This is a genomic window from Sphingopyxis alaskensis RB2256, assembly GCF_000013985.1.
Lineage (GTDB): Bacteria > Pseudomonadota > Alphaproteobacteria > Sphingomonadales > Sphingomonadaceae > Sphingopyxis > Sphingopyxis alaskensis.
This window is the reverse complement of record NC_008048.1, coordinates 3,038,366-3,052,370: the sequence shown is the minus strand read 5'-3', so window position 1 is coordinate 3,052,370 and position 14,005 is coordinate 3,038,366. Positions and strand designations below refer to the sequence as shown.

Genomic DNA, 14,005 nt, shown 5'->3' with positions numbered 1-14,005 from the left:
TATCAGGCGGCCAGCGGTTGGCCGCCCCGGCGCGCGGCGTCGATCCTTTCGAAATAGGAGGCCATGCGTTCGGCACCGGCGCCGGAGAGTCGGACAAGCGTGCGGCGGCGGTCGCGTTCGTCGATCTCGCGCTCGACAAGACCATGACTTTCGAGCGCCGCGATCATCCGCAACCCCGACGACAGCGGCACACCGGCGCCGGTCGCAAGGTCGCTGGCACCGAGCACCCGCCCCTTGGCCCGCGCGAGCATCAGGTCGAGCATCATGTCCCAGACCGGACCCGACATGTCGGCGCCGAAATGGCTGCGACGGATGCGGCGCACTTCAATACTGAACGACAGCTGGTCGAGCAGCGCGGGATGCGCGAGCATGGCTGGCGGATCGTCGCCGCGGCTGGCGAGCAGCTCGTGAATCTGGTCGACCCGCGATTTCAGTTCGGCAATTTCCTGGTTCGAGAATTGCTGCATCGTGACAACGCCCCCGGAGAGCCACCGCTACGCCGCAACGTCCTTTCGCCGACCCGACGATCCCGATGCGTATATGATGAGCAACAGGATCGGATAGGATATATACATCGACAGCAGCGAATAGGGCCGCGCCAGTATCTCCACGAACATCAGTTTCTGGATATGGCCGAAAATGGCGATCAACTGCCAGCCGGTGATCCAGTAGGGCCAGAAACTCTGTGTCCGGAGCGCGATGAACCAGAAGCTCAGGAGCACCAGCACATCGACGATGAAGATATTGACTTCGATGTTGGTCCAGGTCGGAAAAGGCGTCACGACGGTCGTGAGTACCGAGGCGATCAATGCCGTATAGGCTGCCCAGCGTTCAAGCGGTCCGCCATGCCGGACGGCGACAGCAACGGTGAGGAGCAGAACGACATAATAGATCGCCACGGACCACATGTGGCAGTCAACCTTTCCTGCGGATCAACCCGCCTTCGCGAACGTCGGCGCGTCGGCGCGCTGGCGATCGTTGCTGCCCTCGTCGACCAGCCTCGCCGACGCCGGCTTGACGCCCGCGCCGAACATGCGGGTGCCGAGCCCGACCTCCTTCTGCGTCGCCGTCAGCGCCAGATGCGCGTCGGTCAAGAGCTGGCGCACTTCGCCCGCCGCGGCAAGCGCATGCGCGACCTTGGCCATCGCCTCCTGGCCGACGATCGCCGACATGTTGGTTTCGCGCCGGGCGGTCGGCAGCGTCGCCGCAAGCCGGGCAATGCGGATCATCGCTTCGTCGATGGCGTCTTCGGCCTGGTGCAGGTCGGACGCGATCTTCTTGGCTGCAGACACTCGTTCGTTCAGCATTAACTTTTTCCTTGAAAAAGAATGCTACCGGTTTCCCCCCCGCAGCATTCGGTTCGAACATTCAGGTCAGAACACGACCAAGTCCGACAAGGATCGAATAGAGGGCGGAAAAAGCCAAGATCGTCGCAAATGCGATGAGAATCGGCCAGATAATCCTTTCCATCAACCCATGCCGGTTGGCCGGCTGGGACGCGGTAGGAAAAGGCGAACCGATATCGAATAGCCGCCGAAACGCACTGCGCCCCCTTTCGGCATCGGCGGGGGGCGCATCGTCGCCTAGGTCGATCAATTGATATGTCAAAGGCTGATAAGGGGTAACATGATCGAAGACACCGTTAACAGCCAATATCCGGGCAGCTTCTATTCTGTTGGAAACATTAAGCTTTTTTAGAACCCGTCGTACCCGCTCGTCCACGGTGTGCGGCGAAACATTCATGATCCGCGCGATCTGTTTGGAATTTTTATGCTCGTAAACGTGCCGCAACGTTTCGATTTGCGCGGCCGAAAGCAGGCTTATGTAATTGTCTGGATCGCCTTGCACGGGGTTGGAATAGAGCATCACGAGTCGAAATCAAGGTCGGCAGGGGTCAAATTCATCTGCCGTCCAGCCATGTTACGGTGACATTGCCGCTCGCAGACAACGAGTCACCGTAACAGGGGGGGGGCGGCCCGACGCGCGAAGCGGTCGCACGATCCATTCGGCCCGAATCGAATCGGCTCCCGCACATGCCGCCCACCGAACCGGCATCAGCAAGGTCGATGCGGCGCCGGGCCGATTGCCCGGCAGTGGCTTCGCACATGCCGACGCGCCTCCGTCACGGTGGGTCAATATCATGTCATCGCGCTCTAGTTGCGGCCTTCGATCAGTCCGCGCGCAATCACCTGCGCCTGAATCTCCGCCGCGCCTTCGAAGATATTGAGGATACGCGCGTCGCAGAGCACGCGGCTGATTTCATATTCGAGCGCATAGCCGTTGCCGCCGTGGATCTGCAGGCTGGCATCGGCGTTCACCCAGGCGGCGCGCGCGGCGAGCAGCTTTGCCATTCCCGCCTCGATGTCGCAGCGCTTGCCGCTGTCCTTGGCGCGCGCCGCGGCATAGGCCAGCTCGCGCGCCATCACGAAATCGACCACGCTCATCGCCAGCTTGTCGGCGACGCGCGGGAAGGCGATGATCGCCCGGCCGAACTGCCTGCGGTTCATTGCATAATCGAGCCCCAGCTCAAGCGCGCGTCGCGCCACGCCCACCGCGCGCGCCGCGGTCTGGATGCGCGCGCCCTCGAAGGTGCGCATCAGCTGCTTGAACCCCTGCCCCTCGACGCCGCCGAGCAGCGCGTCGGCGGGCGCCGCCATGCCGTCGAATTGCAGCGCATATTCGCGCATGCCGCGATAGCCGAGCACCGCGATCTCGCTACCGCTCATGCCTGCGGCGGGGAAGGGGTCGGCGTCGGTGCCGCGCGGCTTGGGAACAAGCAGCATCGAGAGGCCGGCATAGCCCCTGGCGTCGGGCAGGGTGCGTGCGAGCAGCGTCATCAGGTCCGATCGCGCGGCGTGGGTGATCCACGTCTTGGCGCCGTCGATCACCCAGCGGCCCTGCGCGAACCGCGCGCGCGTCTGCAACGAACCGAGGTCCGACCCGACATCGGGTTCGGTGAACACCGCGGTCGGCAGTATCGCGCCGCTCGCGATTCTGGGCAGCCATTCGGCTTTCTGCGCGTCGGTGCCGCCGGTCGCGATCAGCTCGCCCGCAATCTCCGACCGCGTGCCGAGCGACCCGGCACCGATCCAGCCGCGCGACAATTCCTCGGTGACGAGGCACATCACCAGCTTCGACAGGCCGAGTCCGCCAAACTCTTCGGGAATGCACACGCCGAAGGTGCCAAGGTCGGCCATCGCCCGCACAGTGGCGTCGGGGATCAGCGCGTTGGCGAGGTGCCAGCGGTGCGCGTGCGGCACGATCTCCGCATCGGTGAAGCGGCGAAACTGGTCGCGGATCGCATCGAGGTCGGCGTCGTGGAGCGTTTCGCTCGGCCATTGCTCCGCCGCGAGCGCGGCGGCCACCTCGGCGCGCAGCGCGGCGTGGCCGGCGTCGAGCAGCTCCGCGGAGGCATCGGCAAGCGCGCGTGCCTCCGCACCGAGGCCAAGGTCGGCGGGGCGGAACATCTCATTCTGCCCCATCGGCAGGCCGCCGACGAGCTGGGCGATGCTCTCGGCGAAGGCGAGCGTGGCGACCTTCGCGTCGAGCGGGTTCGATTCCCCCCCGGACTCGCACCAATCGAGCACGGCGGTGAGCGCCGCAACCGTCGTCGCGACCCACGCAAAACCATGCGCGGCGCGCTGTTCCTCGTCGATCGGCCGCGCCGCCAGCCGTTCGGCAAGCGCCGCCTGCGCCGCGTCGCGATAGGCCTGCGCCGCTTGGAGAGCGGAGCGCAAACCCATCAGGCCGCGCGCTCGAAGATCGCGGCGATTCCCTGCCCGCCGCCGATGCACATCGTCTCGAGCCCATAGCGCCCGTTGCGACGTCCCAGCTCGCGCGTCAGATTGGCGAGGATGCGCCCGCCGGTTGCGCCGATCGGATGGCCGAGCGAGATGCCCGATCCGTTGACATTGAGAATCTCGTTGCGGCTGTCGTCGTCCGCCCAACCCCAGCCCTTGAGCACCGCCAGCACCTGCGGCGCAAAGGCCTCGTTGAGTTCGACAAGGTCGATGTCGCCCCAGCCAAGCCCGCTGCGCGCGAACAGCCGCTCGACCGCGGGGACCGGGCCGATGCCCATGCGGCTGGGATCGCACCCCGCCGACGCCGCGCTGTGATACCAGGCGATCGGTTCCAGGCCGAGCTCATCGAGCTTGTCCTCGGCAACCACCAGGCACGCCGCGGCGGCGTCATTCTGCTGGCTGGCATTGCCCGCCGTGACGATGCCGCCCTCGAGCGCGCGCAGCTTGCCGAGCGTTTCCAGGCTCGCGTCGGCGCGATAGCCCTCGTCGTGCGCGAAAATGACCGGATCGCCCTTCTTCTGCGGCACTTCGACCGGTACCAGTTCGTCGTCGAACAGCCCCTTCGCCCACGCCGCCGCCGCGCGCTGGTGGCTGCGCACCGCATAGGCGTCGGCCGCCTCGCGGCTGATGCCATAATCCTTCGCCAGATTTTCGGCGGTCTCGATCATGCCGCTGATCACGCCGAAGCGCTCAACGGGCTGCGACATCAGCCGCCCGCGCGTCAGCCGGTCGTGGAGCGTCAGATTGCCCGCGCGCACGCCCTTGCGAATGTCGATGCTGTAATGTTCGACGTTCGACATCGATTCGACGCCCCCCGCGACGACGACATCGGCCATGCCCGTCTGGACCATCATCGCGGCGTTGACGACCGCCTGCAGCCCCGACCCGCAACGGCGGTCGAGCTGATATCCCGGCACTTCGAGCGGCAGCCCCGCGGCGAGCCACGACCAGTGGCCGATCGCCGGCGCCTCGCCATTGCCATAGCCCTGCGAAAAGACGACGTCGTCGACGCGCGCGGGGTCGATCTTTGTCCGCTCGATCAGCGCCTTCAGGATCACCGCGCCGAGCGCGCCCGCACTCATCGACGACAGCGCGCCCCCGAACTTGCCGACGGCGGTGCGGATCGGGGCGACAATGGCGGCGCGGCGCAGGGTCATGGTTTAGTCTCCAATTCTTCTTTTCCGTTCGCGTCGAGCCCTTCGACTGCCTTGGCAGGCGCTCAGGATAAACTTCGACCGAAGGTCGAAGTCGAGACGCCGCGCTGGACCGAGGGGCGTCTCGACCACGCTCGACGCGAACGGGGTTTGGATCTCGTCATTCTGAAGCAACACCGACGATACCGGCGTCGATCAGGCGGGCAAGCTCGCCCGACGACAGCGACAGGCGGTCGGTCAATATTTCCTCGCTATGCTCGCCATTGCGCGGCGCGCTGGCGGGCGGCTGGCGTGTCGCATACGGCAGCGTCGCAAAGGCGCCCGCGGCGGGATAGGCGAAACCGCTGGGGTTGTCGGCGGCGCCAAAGATCGGATTGTCGGCGACCAGCGCGGGATCCTGCACCGCCTCATACATGGTGCGATAGGGCGAATGGACGATCCCGCCCGCGTCGAAGGCGGCGGCAAGGTCGGCGTGGTCGCGCGCCGCGATCGCAGCCTCGAACAGCGAATAGAGCGCATCGCGGTGCGTGAAGCGGAGCCCGTCGTCGGTGGCGAAGGAAACCCCGCGCGCCGCCTCGACCGCCGCGATGGCGTCGCCGAGTTCCAGCGCGGCGACGAGGTTCGACCATTGCCGCGGCGTCACGACGACGATCATCGTCCGCCGTCCGTCGCGCGTCACGAAATCGCGCCCGAACAGGCCGTAAACCGCATTGCCGAGCCGCGGCCGGTTTTCGCCCGTATAGAGCATCTCGGCCACCCCGCCGAGATTGGCGACCGTGCCGATCGCGACATCGGACAGCGGCAGGCGCACTTCGCCGCCCTCCCCGCTGACGCTGCGCCGCTGGATCGCCGCGAGCAACGCGAAGGCCGCATAGGCGCCGGTGAGCAAGTCCCATGCGGGCAGCACATGATTGACCGGTTCTGGGCCCGCGCCGGTCAGCATCGGATACCCCACCGCATTGTTCACCGTATAGTCGAGCGCGGGCGACCCGTCGGCCCACCCCATCACGCGCACGGTGATCAGGTCGGCGCGGCCCTCCGCCAGCGTCTCGTGCGAAAGGAACCCGCCGACCGGGAAATTGGTGACGAACTGCCCCGTCGCGCGCACCAGCGCCTGCAAAAGCTCGCGCCCCTCCGCCCGGCCGAGGTCGAGCGCGACCGATTTTTTCGCGCGGTTCAGATTTTCCCAATAGAGCGAATCATTGTTCGCCGTGACCGGCCATCGCCGGAAATCGGGACCGCCGCCGATCTGGTCGACGCGGATCACCTCGGCCCCCATCTGGGCGCAGTAAAGCCCGGCGGTCGGCGAGGCGACAAAGGACGAGGCTTCGATCACCGACAGGTCGGCCAGCAGGTCGTACATCCGGCCCCCGTCTCCCCCGACGTTGCGGCGCCAATTGCCGCTCACCAGCCATCTGGCGCACCCGACAGGATTCGAACCTGTGGCCTTCGCCTTCGGAGGGCGACGCTCTATCCAGCTGAGCTACGGGTGCGGACAGAGCGCGGCCTCTAGCAAGGCTGCGGCCCGCCAGCAATGGCCTATCGACCGCGCCGCGCGGATATGCGAAGCGGGCCTTGTCGAAAGGGCAAGGGAGCGGCGGTGAAAACGTCCGGACAACATTGGCCGATGGCCGCCGACCTGTACGGCGAGATGCAGCTCGAGGCGAACCCGCCGGCGCGGCGCCGCTGGCACGATTATCTGCCCGGCATTCTCGTCACCGCAATCGCCGCGCTCGCCGCGGCTTGGCTCGCCGATCATTATGCCGCGCCGATCGTGCTGATGGGCTTGCTCATCGGCCTCGCGCTCTCCTTCCTGTCGCAGGACGTGCGGACGCACGCCGGGCTCGATCTCATGTCGCAGACCGCGCTGCGCATCGGCATCGTGCTCGTCGGGGCGCGGATCACCGCCGTCCAGCTTGCCGAAATGGGGCCGCTGCCGTTCCTGCTGCTCGTCGCCATCATGCTCGCGGTGATCCTTGTGACCGTCGCGAGCGCACATCTTTTTGCGCAGGACCGCCACGCCGCACTGCTCGCGGGTGGCGCGACGGCAATCTGCGGCGCATCGGCGGCGCTCGCGCTCTGGTCGCTGATCGGCGACCGGCGCATCGATCAGGCGCGTTTCACGCTGACGCTCGTCGGCATCACCGTCGCCAGCGCGCTCGCGATGACACTCTATCCGGTGCTCGCCGCAGAGCTGGGGTTGACCGACGCGCAGGCCGGATTCCTGATCGGCGCGTCGATCCACGACGTCGCGCAGGCGATCGGCGGCGGCTTTTCCTTTTCTCCGCAAGCGGGCGAGGTGGCGACGATCGTCAAGCTGACGCGCGTTGCGCTGCTCGCGCCGATGCTGATGCTCGTCGCACTATGGCTCGGTCGCCGCGGCGAAGCGGGCGCGCGCATTCCACTGCGTTTGCCGTGGTTCATTCTGGGGTTCCTGGCCGTGGTCGCGATCAATTCGCTCGTGGCGATCCCGCGGCCGGTGCAGGCGGGCGCCGCGACCGGCGCGCAGGCGCTGTTGCTGCTCGCGATCGTCGCGACCGCGATGAAGGCACGGCTGCACCTGCTGCTCGATCAGGGGTGGCAGAGCTTTGCGCCGATCATCGTCGCGACGCTGACCAGCTTCCTTTTGTCGCTCGGCGCCGCGCTGCTGTTATGACGGCGTGACGTCAGAGCAAGCAATTGTTTCCAATTGGGTCGTCATTGCGAGGAGCGAAGCGACGAGGCAATCCCCAGCCATCGACCGGGCAGGACGATAGCTGGAGATTGCTTCGCTATGCTCGCAATGACAAGTTTTCAACTCTTGGGTAGCGCCCAGCTGACCGTCAGCTGCGTCGCACGGCGCGGGATGTCGAGCTTTGCCTCGCTGAAATTGACCTTTTCATTGGGCGGCAGCACCCGCACCGGCGGCTTGATCGTCCAGCTGTAAACGATCGTGCCCTGCGCATCGCGCAGTTCGGCAAGGATCGGCGGCACGCGCTGTTCGCGGTCGGTCGGATTGATGATCACCCCCGAGGCGGCGAAATAGATGGTGCCGTCGGCGAGTTCGCGGTGATCCTGGTTGGGCGGCAGTTCGATCACCAGATCGGGTTCGGCCGTGCCGCCGGGCAGGCCCAGCCCCTCGGCCCAGCTTGGCAGCCCGTACCAGACGAGCGCGCCCGTCGCCGCAAGCATCAACGCCGCGGCGCTCGCGGCGATGATCGTCCAGCGCTTTGCCGGATTGCGGCGCGGGCGGCGGAACGGCAGCGGCGCGTCCTCGGCCGGCGGCGCGGGGCGCGGCGGCGGGTCGGCGGCAAAGGCCGGCGGCGGCGGCACCGCTTCGGGTTCGGGAAAATCGGAATAGGTGGGGGCGGGGGCCGGGGTCGGCGCGGGTCCGGGTCCGCGAGCCGCTTCGGCGGTGACGTCCGGTGGGACGATGGCGTCGGGCGGCGGCGGCGCGGCGGCGGGCTGCTGAAACCAGCTGTGGCGGCAATTGGCGCAACGTACGGTGCGACCCGCGGGTCCGATCGCGGTATCCGGAACGACATAGCGCGTGCGGCAGGACGGGCAGGCGAGGATCATGGGCCCTCTAAACACGCTGATTCGCGGCGTGGCAAGCGCCGCGTTCCACTCACGGCTTGTCCTCGGGCGAGAGCCGTGCGAGAGGCAGCGGGATGAGCGGACCAGCGCCCCTGTTCCTCAAGGCCATGCGCCGCGCCGCGCGCCCGCGCATGACGCCATGACCGACGCCGCGTCGATGCGCCCCGGCGGCGCGATGGTCGAGTTCAGCGGCGTCGGGCTGCGCTACGGCCCCGATGCCGAGGTTCTGTCCGACATCAGCTTCAACCTGCAACCGGGCAGCTTCTATTTCCTCACCGGCGCGTCGGGCGCGGGCAAGACGTCGCTGCTCAAGATGCTCTATCTGGCGCAGCGACCGAGCCGCGGCATCGTGCGGCTGTTCGGCGAGGATCTGGTCGCGATGCCGCGCCACCGCCTGCCCGGCTTTCGCCGCCGCATCGGCGTCGTGTTCCAGGATTTCCGCCTGATCCCGCATTTGAGCGCGCGCGACAATATCGCGCTGCCGCTGCGCATCGCGGGGGTGGGCGAGGAGGATCTGGCGGGGCCGGTCGGCGAGATGCTGAGCTGGATCGGCCTCGGCGAGCGCGCCGACGCCTTTCCCCCGACGCTGTCGGGCGGCGAACAACAGCGCGTCGCGATCGCGCGCGCGGTGATTGCACGCCCGCAACTGCTCGTCGCCGACGAACCGACCGGCAACGTCGATCCCGACATGGCGATGCGCCTTCTGGGGCTGTTCGAGGCGCTCAACCGCCTCGGTACCACGGTCGTCGTCGCGACGCACGACATCCACCTCATCAGCCGCATCGAAAATGCGCAGATGATGCGGCTCGAAAAAGGGCGCCTGTCCGACCCCACCGGGGCGCTGCGCTATCCGCCGGCGAACAGGGCGTGATTTGGGCATGATCATCCCCCGCGTTCCCGTCCAGCACCGCCGCCTGCTCCCCGACCGCCGCCTGTCGGGGCCGACGCCGTGGATCATCGCAATCCTGATGATGCTGACCCTGCTCGCCGCCGCCGCGGGGATCGGGCTCGCGCGATCGGCCAATGCGATCGGCGATGCGATTGCGGGCCGCGTCACCGTCCAGATCGTCACCGCCAATCCCGTGACGCGCGCCGCGCAGGCGGCGGCGCTCCGCCGCGCCGCCAGCGCCGCCCCCTTCGTCCGCGCGGCGCGCGCGGTCGAGCGCGAGGAATTGCAGGCGATGCTCGGCCAATGGTTCGGCCGCACCGAAGGCGACGACCCGGTGCTGGCGTCACTCCCGCTCCCGGCGCTTGTCGACATCGACTTCGTCGGCGACGACCGCGCGGGAGCGATGAAGGCGCTCGAAACACTCGTCGCGCGCGAGGCGCCGGGCGCGCGGATCATCGCCCATGCCGAATGGCTAAGTCCCGTCGCGCGGCTGATCCGTTCGCTCGCGTGGATCGCCGCCGGGCTCGTCGTCCTGATGGCGCTCGCCAGCGCCGCGGTGGTGATCATGACCGCGCGCGCCGCGCTCGGCACGCATTTTGCGACGATCGAGATGCTGCACCTGATCGGCGCGACCGACCGCCAGATCGCGCGACTGTTCCAGCGCCGGATCGCGATCGACACCGCCTATGGCATTGCGCTCGGCAGTCTGGTCGCGGCGGCGATCATGCTGCTCGTCGGCTGGCAATGGTCGGGAGTGACCGCCGGGCTCGCCGCGACCGCCTCGCTTGGCGTCACCGGCTGGGCGCTCTTGCTGGCGCTGCCGCTATTGGCTATCGCGCTCGCTGCCCTGACGGCGCGCCAGACGCTGCTCGCCGCGCTGAAGAAGATGCTATGATCAAGCGCCTGATCTCGCTGCTGTTCCTCGTCTGGGTGCTGGGCTTCGCCTGGTTCGCGCTGCTCCTGCCGCTGCCCGCGCCGCCGCAGAAGACGGACGCGATCGTCGTCGTCACCGGCGGTCCGGGCCGCATCGACCGTGCGCTCGAACGGCTCGAGGCCGGCGACGCGAAGCGCCTCCTGATCAGCGGCGTCGCGCGCGAGGTCAAGCCGCGCGAGCTTGCCGCCGAATATGGGCGTCCGGTGGCGTTGTTCGACTGCTGTATCGCGCTGGGGTTCGACGCCGAGGACACACGCTCGAACGCCACCGAGGTCGCGGCATGGGCCAAGCGGCGCAAGTACAAGAGCATCCGGCTCGTCACAACCGACTGGCACATGCGCCGCGCCGAATATGAAATCGGCCGCGCGGTGGGTCGCGATGTCACGATCGTAACCGACGCGGTGCGTAGCCAACCCAATCTGGCGACGCTGTTCCGCGAATATCACAAATATCTCGCGGGGCTGGCGGGCGGCCTGCTCGGGCTTTAGGAGCGGCGCCAATGCGCTACACCATCGCCTTGCTCCGCTCGATCCTCTTCTGGCTGCTCTTCGTCCTGATGAGCAGCGTCGCATCGATCGGCGCCGTCGTCATGCTGCCGATCTCGCACCGTGCGACGATCTGGTTCGTGCGCGTCTGGGCGCGCTTTCACCGGCTGATCTGCCGCTTCGTGCTCGGCCAGCGGATCGTCATCGAAGGCGCGATGTCCGATACGCCGGTGCTCTATGTCTTCAAGCATGAAAGCGCGTTCGAGACGATCGAGCAGCCGATACTGTTCCGCCACCCCGCGGTCTTTGCGAAGGAAGAGCTGTTCGCGATCCCCGTCTGGGGGCAGGCGGCGCGTTTTTATGGACTGATCCCCGTCGACCGCGACGGTGGCGGCAAGGCGATGCGTGCGATGCTCGGCGCGGCGAAGGCCGCGCTCGCAAAGGGCCGCCCGCTCGTCCTCTTCGCCGAAGGCACACGCGTTCCGCATGGGCAGGCGCCACAGCTTCGTCCCGGCTTTGCCGGCATGTACCGCCTGCTCGGCGTGCCCGTCATTCCCGTCGCGGTCGACAGCGGCGTCGCCTATCCGCCGCGCCGCTGGGTCAAATGGCCGGGCACGATCACCTATCGGATCGGCGAAACCATCCCCCCCGGCCTGCCGCGCGAGGAGGCCGAGGAGCGCGTGCGCGCCGCGATCAACGCGCTCAATCCGCCCGAGGCGTTGCTGGAAAGCAACGTGGCCCTCTGAATCCCGTTTGTGTCGAGCGAAGTCGAGACACGCGATGGCACGGGCTGAGCAAGCGTATCTCGACTTCGCTCGATACGAACGGGTCCTCGGTCTGTGGCTGCCTAGTGCTTCCGCCCAAAGTCGGGCGCCGCATCATCCTGCCCCTGTTCGATGATCGAGCGCCGGATCGCGCGCGTACGCGTGAACCATTCCTCCAGCCGCGCGCCGTCGCCGCGACGGATCGCCTGCTGGAGCACGGTCAGATCCTCGTTGAAGCGCTGGAGCGTTGCGAGCACGGCGTCCTTGTTGGCGAGAAAGACGTCGCGCCACATCACCGGGTCGCTCGCCGCGATGCGCGTGAAGTCGCGGAATCCGCCCGCCGAATATTTGATGACCTCGCTCTCGGTCACTTCTTCGAGCTCGCTCGCGGTGCCGACGATCGTATAGGCGATGAGGTGCGGCAGGTGGCTCGTCACCGCGAGCACCATGTCGTGATGCGCCGCGTCCATCGTCTCGACCCGCGCGCCGAGCGCCTGCCAGAACGACGTCACCGCCGTCACGGCGTCCTGCGGCGCGCCCGCGGGCGGGGTGACGATGCACCAGCGCCCATCGAACAGCGTCGCAAAGCCCGCGGCGGGCCCGCTGTTCTCGGTCCCCGCAACCGGATGCGCGGGAATGACGGCGTGATCGGGCAAGGCCTTGGCCAGCGCCGCGGCGACCCCGGCCTTCGACGATCCGACGTCGGAGATGATCGCATCAGCTTTCAGTCCGGGCGCAATCGCCGCTGCGGCATCGGCCATCCGCCCGACGGGCACCGCAAGCACGACCAGGTCGGCGTCGGCCACCGCCGCAGCGGCCCCGTCGGCGACCGCGTCGCAGAAACCCAGCGCGCGCGCCTCGACGCGCACCGCATCGCTCGCGTCATAACCCGCCACCGCGACGCCGGGCAGCCGCGCCTTCACCGCGCGCGCGACCGACGAGCCGATCAGGCCCAGCCCGACGATCGCGACGCGCCCGATCGCCATCAACCGGCGAGCGCGGCGCGGATTGCCGTCGCAAGCCCGCGCGTCTCGTCCTCGGTGCCGATCGTCATGCGCAGCGCCTGCGGAATCCCCTGTCCGGGGAGCCAGCGGACGATATAGCCCGCGTCCATCAGCCGGTGATAGACGGTCTCGGCGCTCACCGCGCCCTCGAACAGCACGAGCAGGAAATTGGTCGCCGACGGGACGACGCGCACGCCATGATTGCCCAGGCTCTCCAGTTCCGCCGCCAGCCAGGCGCGCCAGCGGGCATTATGCGCGCGGCTGCGGTTCACGAAATCATCGTCGCCGAGCGCCGCGACCGCCGCCGCCTGCCCGGCGCGGGTGACGTTGAACGGCAGGCGGATGCGGTGCAGCGCCGCAATCACATCGGCACTCGCATAACCCCAACCGATGCGCTCGGCAGCAAGCCCGTGGATTTTGGAGAAGGTGCGCGTGACAAAGACATTGGGCCGGGTCTTTGCCAGCTCCAGCCCGCCGTCGTCTTCGTCCGGCGTCAGATATTCGGCATAGGCCTGGTCGATCACGAACAGCACATTTTGGGGCAACCCGGCGTAAAGCCGCCCAACTTCTTCGCGCGTCGCGAGCGTCCCCGTCGGATTGTTCGGATTGGCGAGATAGACGACGCGCGTTCTGTCGGTCACCGCGGCGAGCAACGCATCGACATCGGTTGCAAAATCACGGTCGTCGGCCTCGACCGGCACTGCGCCGACGCGCCGCGCGGCGATTTCATAGACCGCAAAGCCATAGCGGACATAAAGAATCTCGTCGCCCGGCCCGGCATAGGTCCCGGCGGCGAGGTGCAACAGTTCGTCCGAGCCGTTGCCGCAGATCACCCGGTCGGGGTCGAGCCCATATTTGGCGGCGATCGCCGCGCGCAATTCGACCGACCCCGGATCGGGATAGCGCGACAGCGCGTCGGGCGCCGACTGCACCGCGGCAAAGGCCGCGCGCGCCTTCTCCCCCGTGCCGAGCGGATTTTCGTTCGCGCTCAGCTTGATGAGCGGGCGGCCGTCGGCGCCCGCCGACTTGCCGGGCACATAGGGGGCGATGCCGCTGATCCACGGCTTGGGCGTCAGGGTGGGGGTCGCGTCGGTCATGCGGGGGCGTTTAACGGCTAAGGCCGCCAAGTCCAGTTTGTTGATGGGATTCGCGTAGAGGCGCGGAGTGCGAAGAGGAACGGAAAAGGCTCAGGCGGAGACGCGGAGACGCGGAGGATATCGTTCGGGGCCGAATGGCCCCCTTTTCCGGCTACGCCGCGGTCGTGGGTGAAACCGCGGATCGACGGCCGGTTCGCGGCTGGCTTCATTTCTCCGCGTCTCCGCGTCTCCGCGTGAATCAAATCCTGGGCGGCTCTGCGTCGCCGCGCGAATAATCCAGCCCCCGATCTCTGCGCGCGCAT

At 67.6% G+C, this 14,005-nt stretch carries 15 protein-coding genes and 1 tRNA gene; 5 read left to right on the top strand and 11 right to left on the bottom strand.

The annotated features are described in order from the left end of the window. Positions 1-2: 2 nt before the first annotated feature. The 8 genes from SALA_RS14755 to SALA_RS14720 all read right to left on the bottom strand — a co-directional run bounded on the left by SALA_RS14755 (position 3) and on the right by SALA_RS14720 (position 6,447). Entirely contained in the window at positions 3-467 is a 465-nt protein-coding gene (locus SALA_RS14755) for a helix-turn-helix domain-containing protein (RefSeq protein WP_011543170.1), read from the bottom strand. Between the two features lie 27 nt (positions 468-494). Next, a complete protein-coding gene (locus SALA_RS14750; RefSeq protein ID WP_011543169.1) occupies positions 495-908 on the bottom strand; it encodes a hypothetical protein in 414 nt (137 codons plus the stop codon). A 24-nt stretch (positions 909-932) separates the two neighbouring features. Further along, the gene (locus SALA_RS14745; protein ID WP_011543168.1) at positions 933-1,307 is read right to left on the bottom strand and encodes a hypothetical protein; all 375 of its coding nucleotides are present in this window, start codon (positions 1,305-1,307) and stop codon (positions 933-935) included. Between the two features lie 61 nt (positions 1,308-1,368). Then, entirely contained in the window at positions 1,369-1,866 is a 498-nt protein-coding gene (locus SALA_RS16535; RefSeq protein ID WP_153802816.1) for a response regulator transcription factor, read from the bottom strand. Positions 1,867-2,153: 287 nt separating this feature from the next. Continuing rightward, positions 2,154-3,743: an acyl-CoA dehydrogenase family protein gene (locus tag SALA_RS14735; protein WP_041383417.1), complete on the bottom strand. Its 1,590-nt coding sequence runs from the start codon at positions 3,741-3,743 to the stop codon at positions 2,154-2,156. Beyond that, positions 3,743-4,957: an acetyl-CoA C-acetyltransferase gene (locus SALA_RS14730; protein ID WP_011543165.1), complete on the bottom strand. Its 1,215-nt coding sequence runs from the start codon at positions 4,955-4,957 to the stop codon at positions 3,743-3,745. The genes SALA_RS14735 and SALA_RS14730 overlap by 1 nt, the downstream gene beginning before the upstream one ends. Positions 4,958-5,114: 157 nt before the next feature. Further along, entirely contained in the window at positions 5,115-6,317 is a 1,203-nt protein-coding gene (locus SALA_RS14725; RefSeq protein ID WP_011543164.1) for a CoA transferase, read from the bottom strand. A 53-nt stretch (positions 6,318-6,370) separates the two neighbouring features. After that, positions 6,371-6,447, bottom strand: a tRNA-Arg gene (locus tag SALA_RS14720). 107 nt (positions 6,448-6,554) lie between these two features. On the opposite strand from SALA_RS14720, the gene SALA_RS14715 reads away from it, so the two are divergent. Beyond that, on the top strand, positions 6,555-7,610 hold the full coding sequence (locus SALA_RS14715; RefSeq protein WP_011543163.1) for a YeiH family protein: 1,056 nt from the start codon (positions 6,555-6,557) through the stop codon (positions 7,608-7,610). A gap of 137 nt (positions 7,611-7,747) precedes the next feature. Here the strand turns inward: SALA_RS14715 and SALA_RS14710 are convergent, their stop codons facing one another. After that, entirely contained in the window at positions 7,748-8,512 is a 765-nt protein-coding gene (locus SALA_RS14710) for a zinc-ribbon domain-containing protein (protein WP_011543162.1), read from the bottom strand. Positions 8,513-8,669: 157 nt separating this feature from the next. On the opposite strand from SALA_RS14710, the gene ftsE reads away from it, so the two are divergent. Genes ftsE through SALA_RS14690 form a run of 4 tightly spaced genes read left to right on the top strand, consistent with a single transcriptional unit; the run spans position 8,670 to position 11,584 of the window. After that, positions 8,670-9,401, top strand: a complete 732-nt coding sequence (gene ftsE / locus SALA_RS14705) for a cell division ATP-binding protein FtsE (protein WP_237700890.1) — start codon at positions 8,670-8,672, stop codon at positions 9,399-9,401. A 7-nt stretch (positions 9,402-9,408) separates the two neighbouring features. Further along, positions 9,409-10,314, top strand: a complete 906-nt coding sequence (locus tag SALA_RS14700) for a cell division protein FtsX (protein ID WP_011543160.1) — start codon at positions 9,409-9,411, stop codon at positions 10,312-10,314. Then, the gene (locus SALA_RS14695) at positions 10,311-10,841 is read left to right on the top strand and encodes a YdcF family protein (RefSeq protein ID WP_011543159.1); all 531 of its coding nucleotides are present in this window, start codon (positions 10,311-10,313) and stop codon (positions 10,839-10,841) included. The genes SALA_RS14700 and SALA_RS14695 overlap by 4 nt, the downstream gene beginning before the upstream one ends. 11 nt (positions 10,842-10,852) lie before the next feature. Next, on the top strand, positions 10,853-11,584 hold the full coding sequence (locus SALA_RS14690) for a lysophospholipid acyltransferase family protein (RefSeq protein ID WP_011543158.1): 732 nt from the start codon (positions 10,853-10,855) through the stop codon (positions 11,582-11,584). Positions 11,585-11,685: 101 nt separating this feature from the next. On the opposite strand, the gene SALA_RS14685 is transcribed toward SALA_RS14690, so the two are convergent. Both SALA_RS14685 and hisC read right to left on the bottom strand, forming a co-directional pair. Then, positions 11,686-12,588 (bottom strand): prephenate/arogenate dehydrogenase family protein, encoded by a 903-nt coding sequence (locus tag SALA_RS14685; protein ID WP_011543157.1) that lies wholly within the window; start codon positions 12,586-12,588, stop codon positions 11,686-11,688. Continuing rightward, positions 12,588-13,703, bottom strand: coding sequence for a histidinol-phosphate transaminase (gene hisC / locus SALA_RS14680; protein WP_011543156.1), 1,116 nt, complete (start codon positions 13,701-13,703; stop codon positions 12,588-12,590). Before hisC ends, SALA_RS14685 begins: the two co-directional genes overlap by 1 nt. Between the last annotated feature and the right edge of the window lie 302 nt (positions 13,704-14,005).

What these genes read in the sequence shown, in the direction of transcription:
- SALA_RS14710 (WP_011543162.1), bottom strand. Translation starts at nt 8,512, where the DNA reads ATGATCCTCGCCTGCCCGTCCTGCCGCACGCGCTATGTCGTTCCGGAT.
- hisC (WP_011543156.1), bottom strand. Translation starts at nt 13,703, where the DNA reads ATGACCGACGCGACCCCCACCCTGACGCCCAAGCCGTGGATCAGCGGC.
- SALA_RS14750 (WP_011543169.1), bottom strand. Translation starts at nt 908, where the DNA reads ATGTGGTCCGTGGCGATCTATTATGTCGTTCTGCTCCTCACCGTTGCT.
- ftsE (WP_237700890.1), top strand. Translation starts at nt 8,670, where the DNA reads ATGACCGACGCCGCGTCGATGCGCCCCGGCGGCGCGATGGTCGAGTTC.
- SALA_RS14700 (WP_011543160.1), top strand. Translation starts at nt 9,409, where the DNA reads ATGATCATCCCCCGCGTTCCCGTCCAGCACCGCCGCCTGCTCCCCGAC.
- SALA_RS14745 (WP_011543168.1), bottom strand. Translation starts at nt 1,307, where the DNA reads ATGCTGAACGAACGAGTGTCTGCAGCCAAGAAGATCGCGTCCGACCTG.
- SALA_RS14735 (WP_041383417.1), bottom strand. Translation starts at nt 3,743, where the DNA reads ATGGGTTTGCGCTCCGCTCTCCAAGCGGCGCAGGCCTATCGCGACGCG.
- SALA_RS16535 (WP_153802816.1), bottom strand. Translation starts at nt 1,866, where the DNA reads ATGCTCTATTCCAACCCCGTGCAAGGCGATCCAGACAATTACATAAGC.
- SALA_RS14690 (WP_011543158.1), top strand. Translation starts at nt 10,853, where the DNA reads ATGCGCTACACCATCGCCTTGCTCCGCTCGATCCTCTTCTGGCTGCTC.
- SALA_RS14685 (WP_011543157.1), bottom strand. Translation starts at nt 12,588, where the DNA reads ATGGCGATCGGGCGCGTCGCGATCGTCGGGCTGGGCCTGATCGGCTCG.
- SALA_RS14695 (WP_011543159.1), top strand. Translation starts at nt 10,311, where the DNA reads ATGATCAAGCGCCTGATCTCGCTGCTGTTCCTCGTCTGGGTGCTGGGC.
- SALA_RS14730 (WP_011543165.1), bottom strand. Translation starts at nt 4,957, where the DNA reads ATGACCCTGCGCCGCGCCGCCATTGTCGCCCCGATCCGCACCGCCGTC.
- SALA_RS14755 (WP_011543170.1), bottom strand. Translation starts at nt 467, where the DNA reads ATGCAGCAATTCTCGAACCAGGAAATTGCCGAACTGAAATCGCGGGTC.
- SALA_RS14725 (WP_011543164.1), bottom strand. Translation starts at nt 6,317, where the DNA reads ATGTACGACCTGCTGGCCGACCTGTCGGTGATCGAAGCCTCGTCCTTT.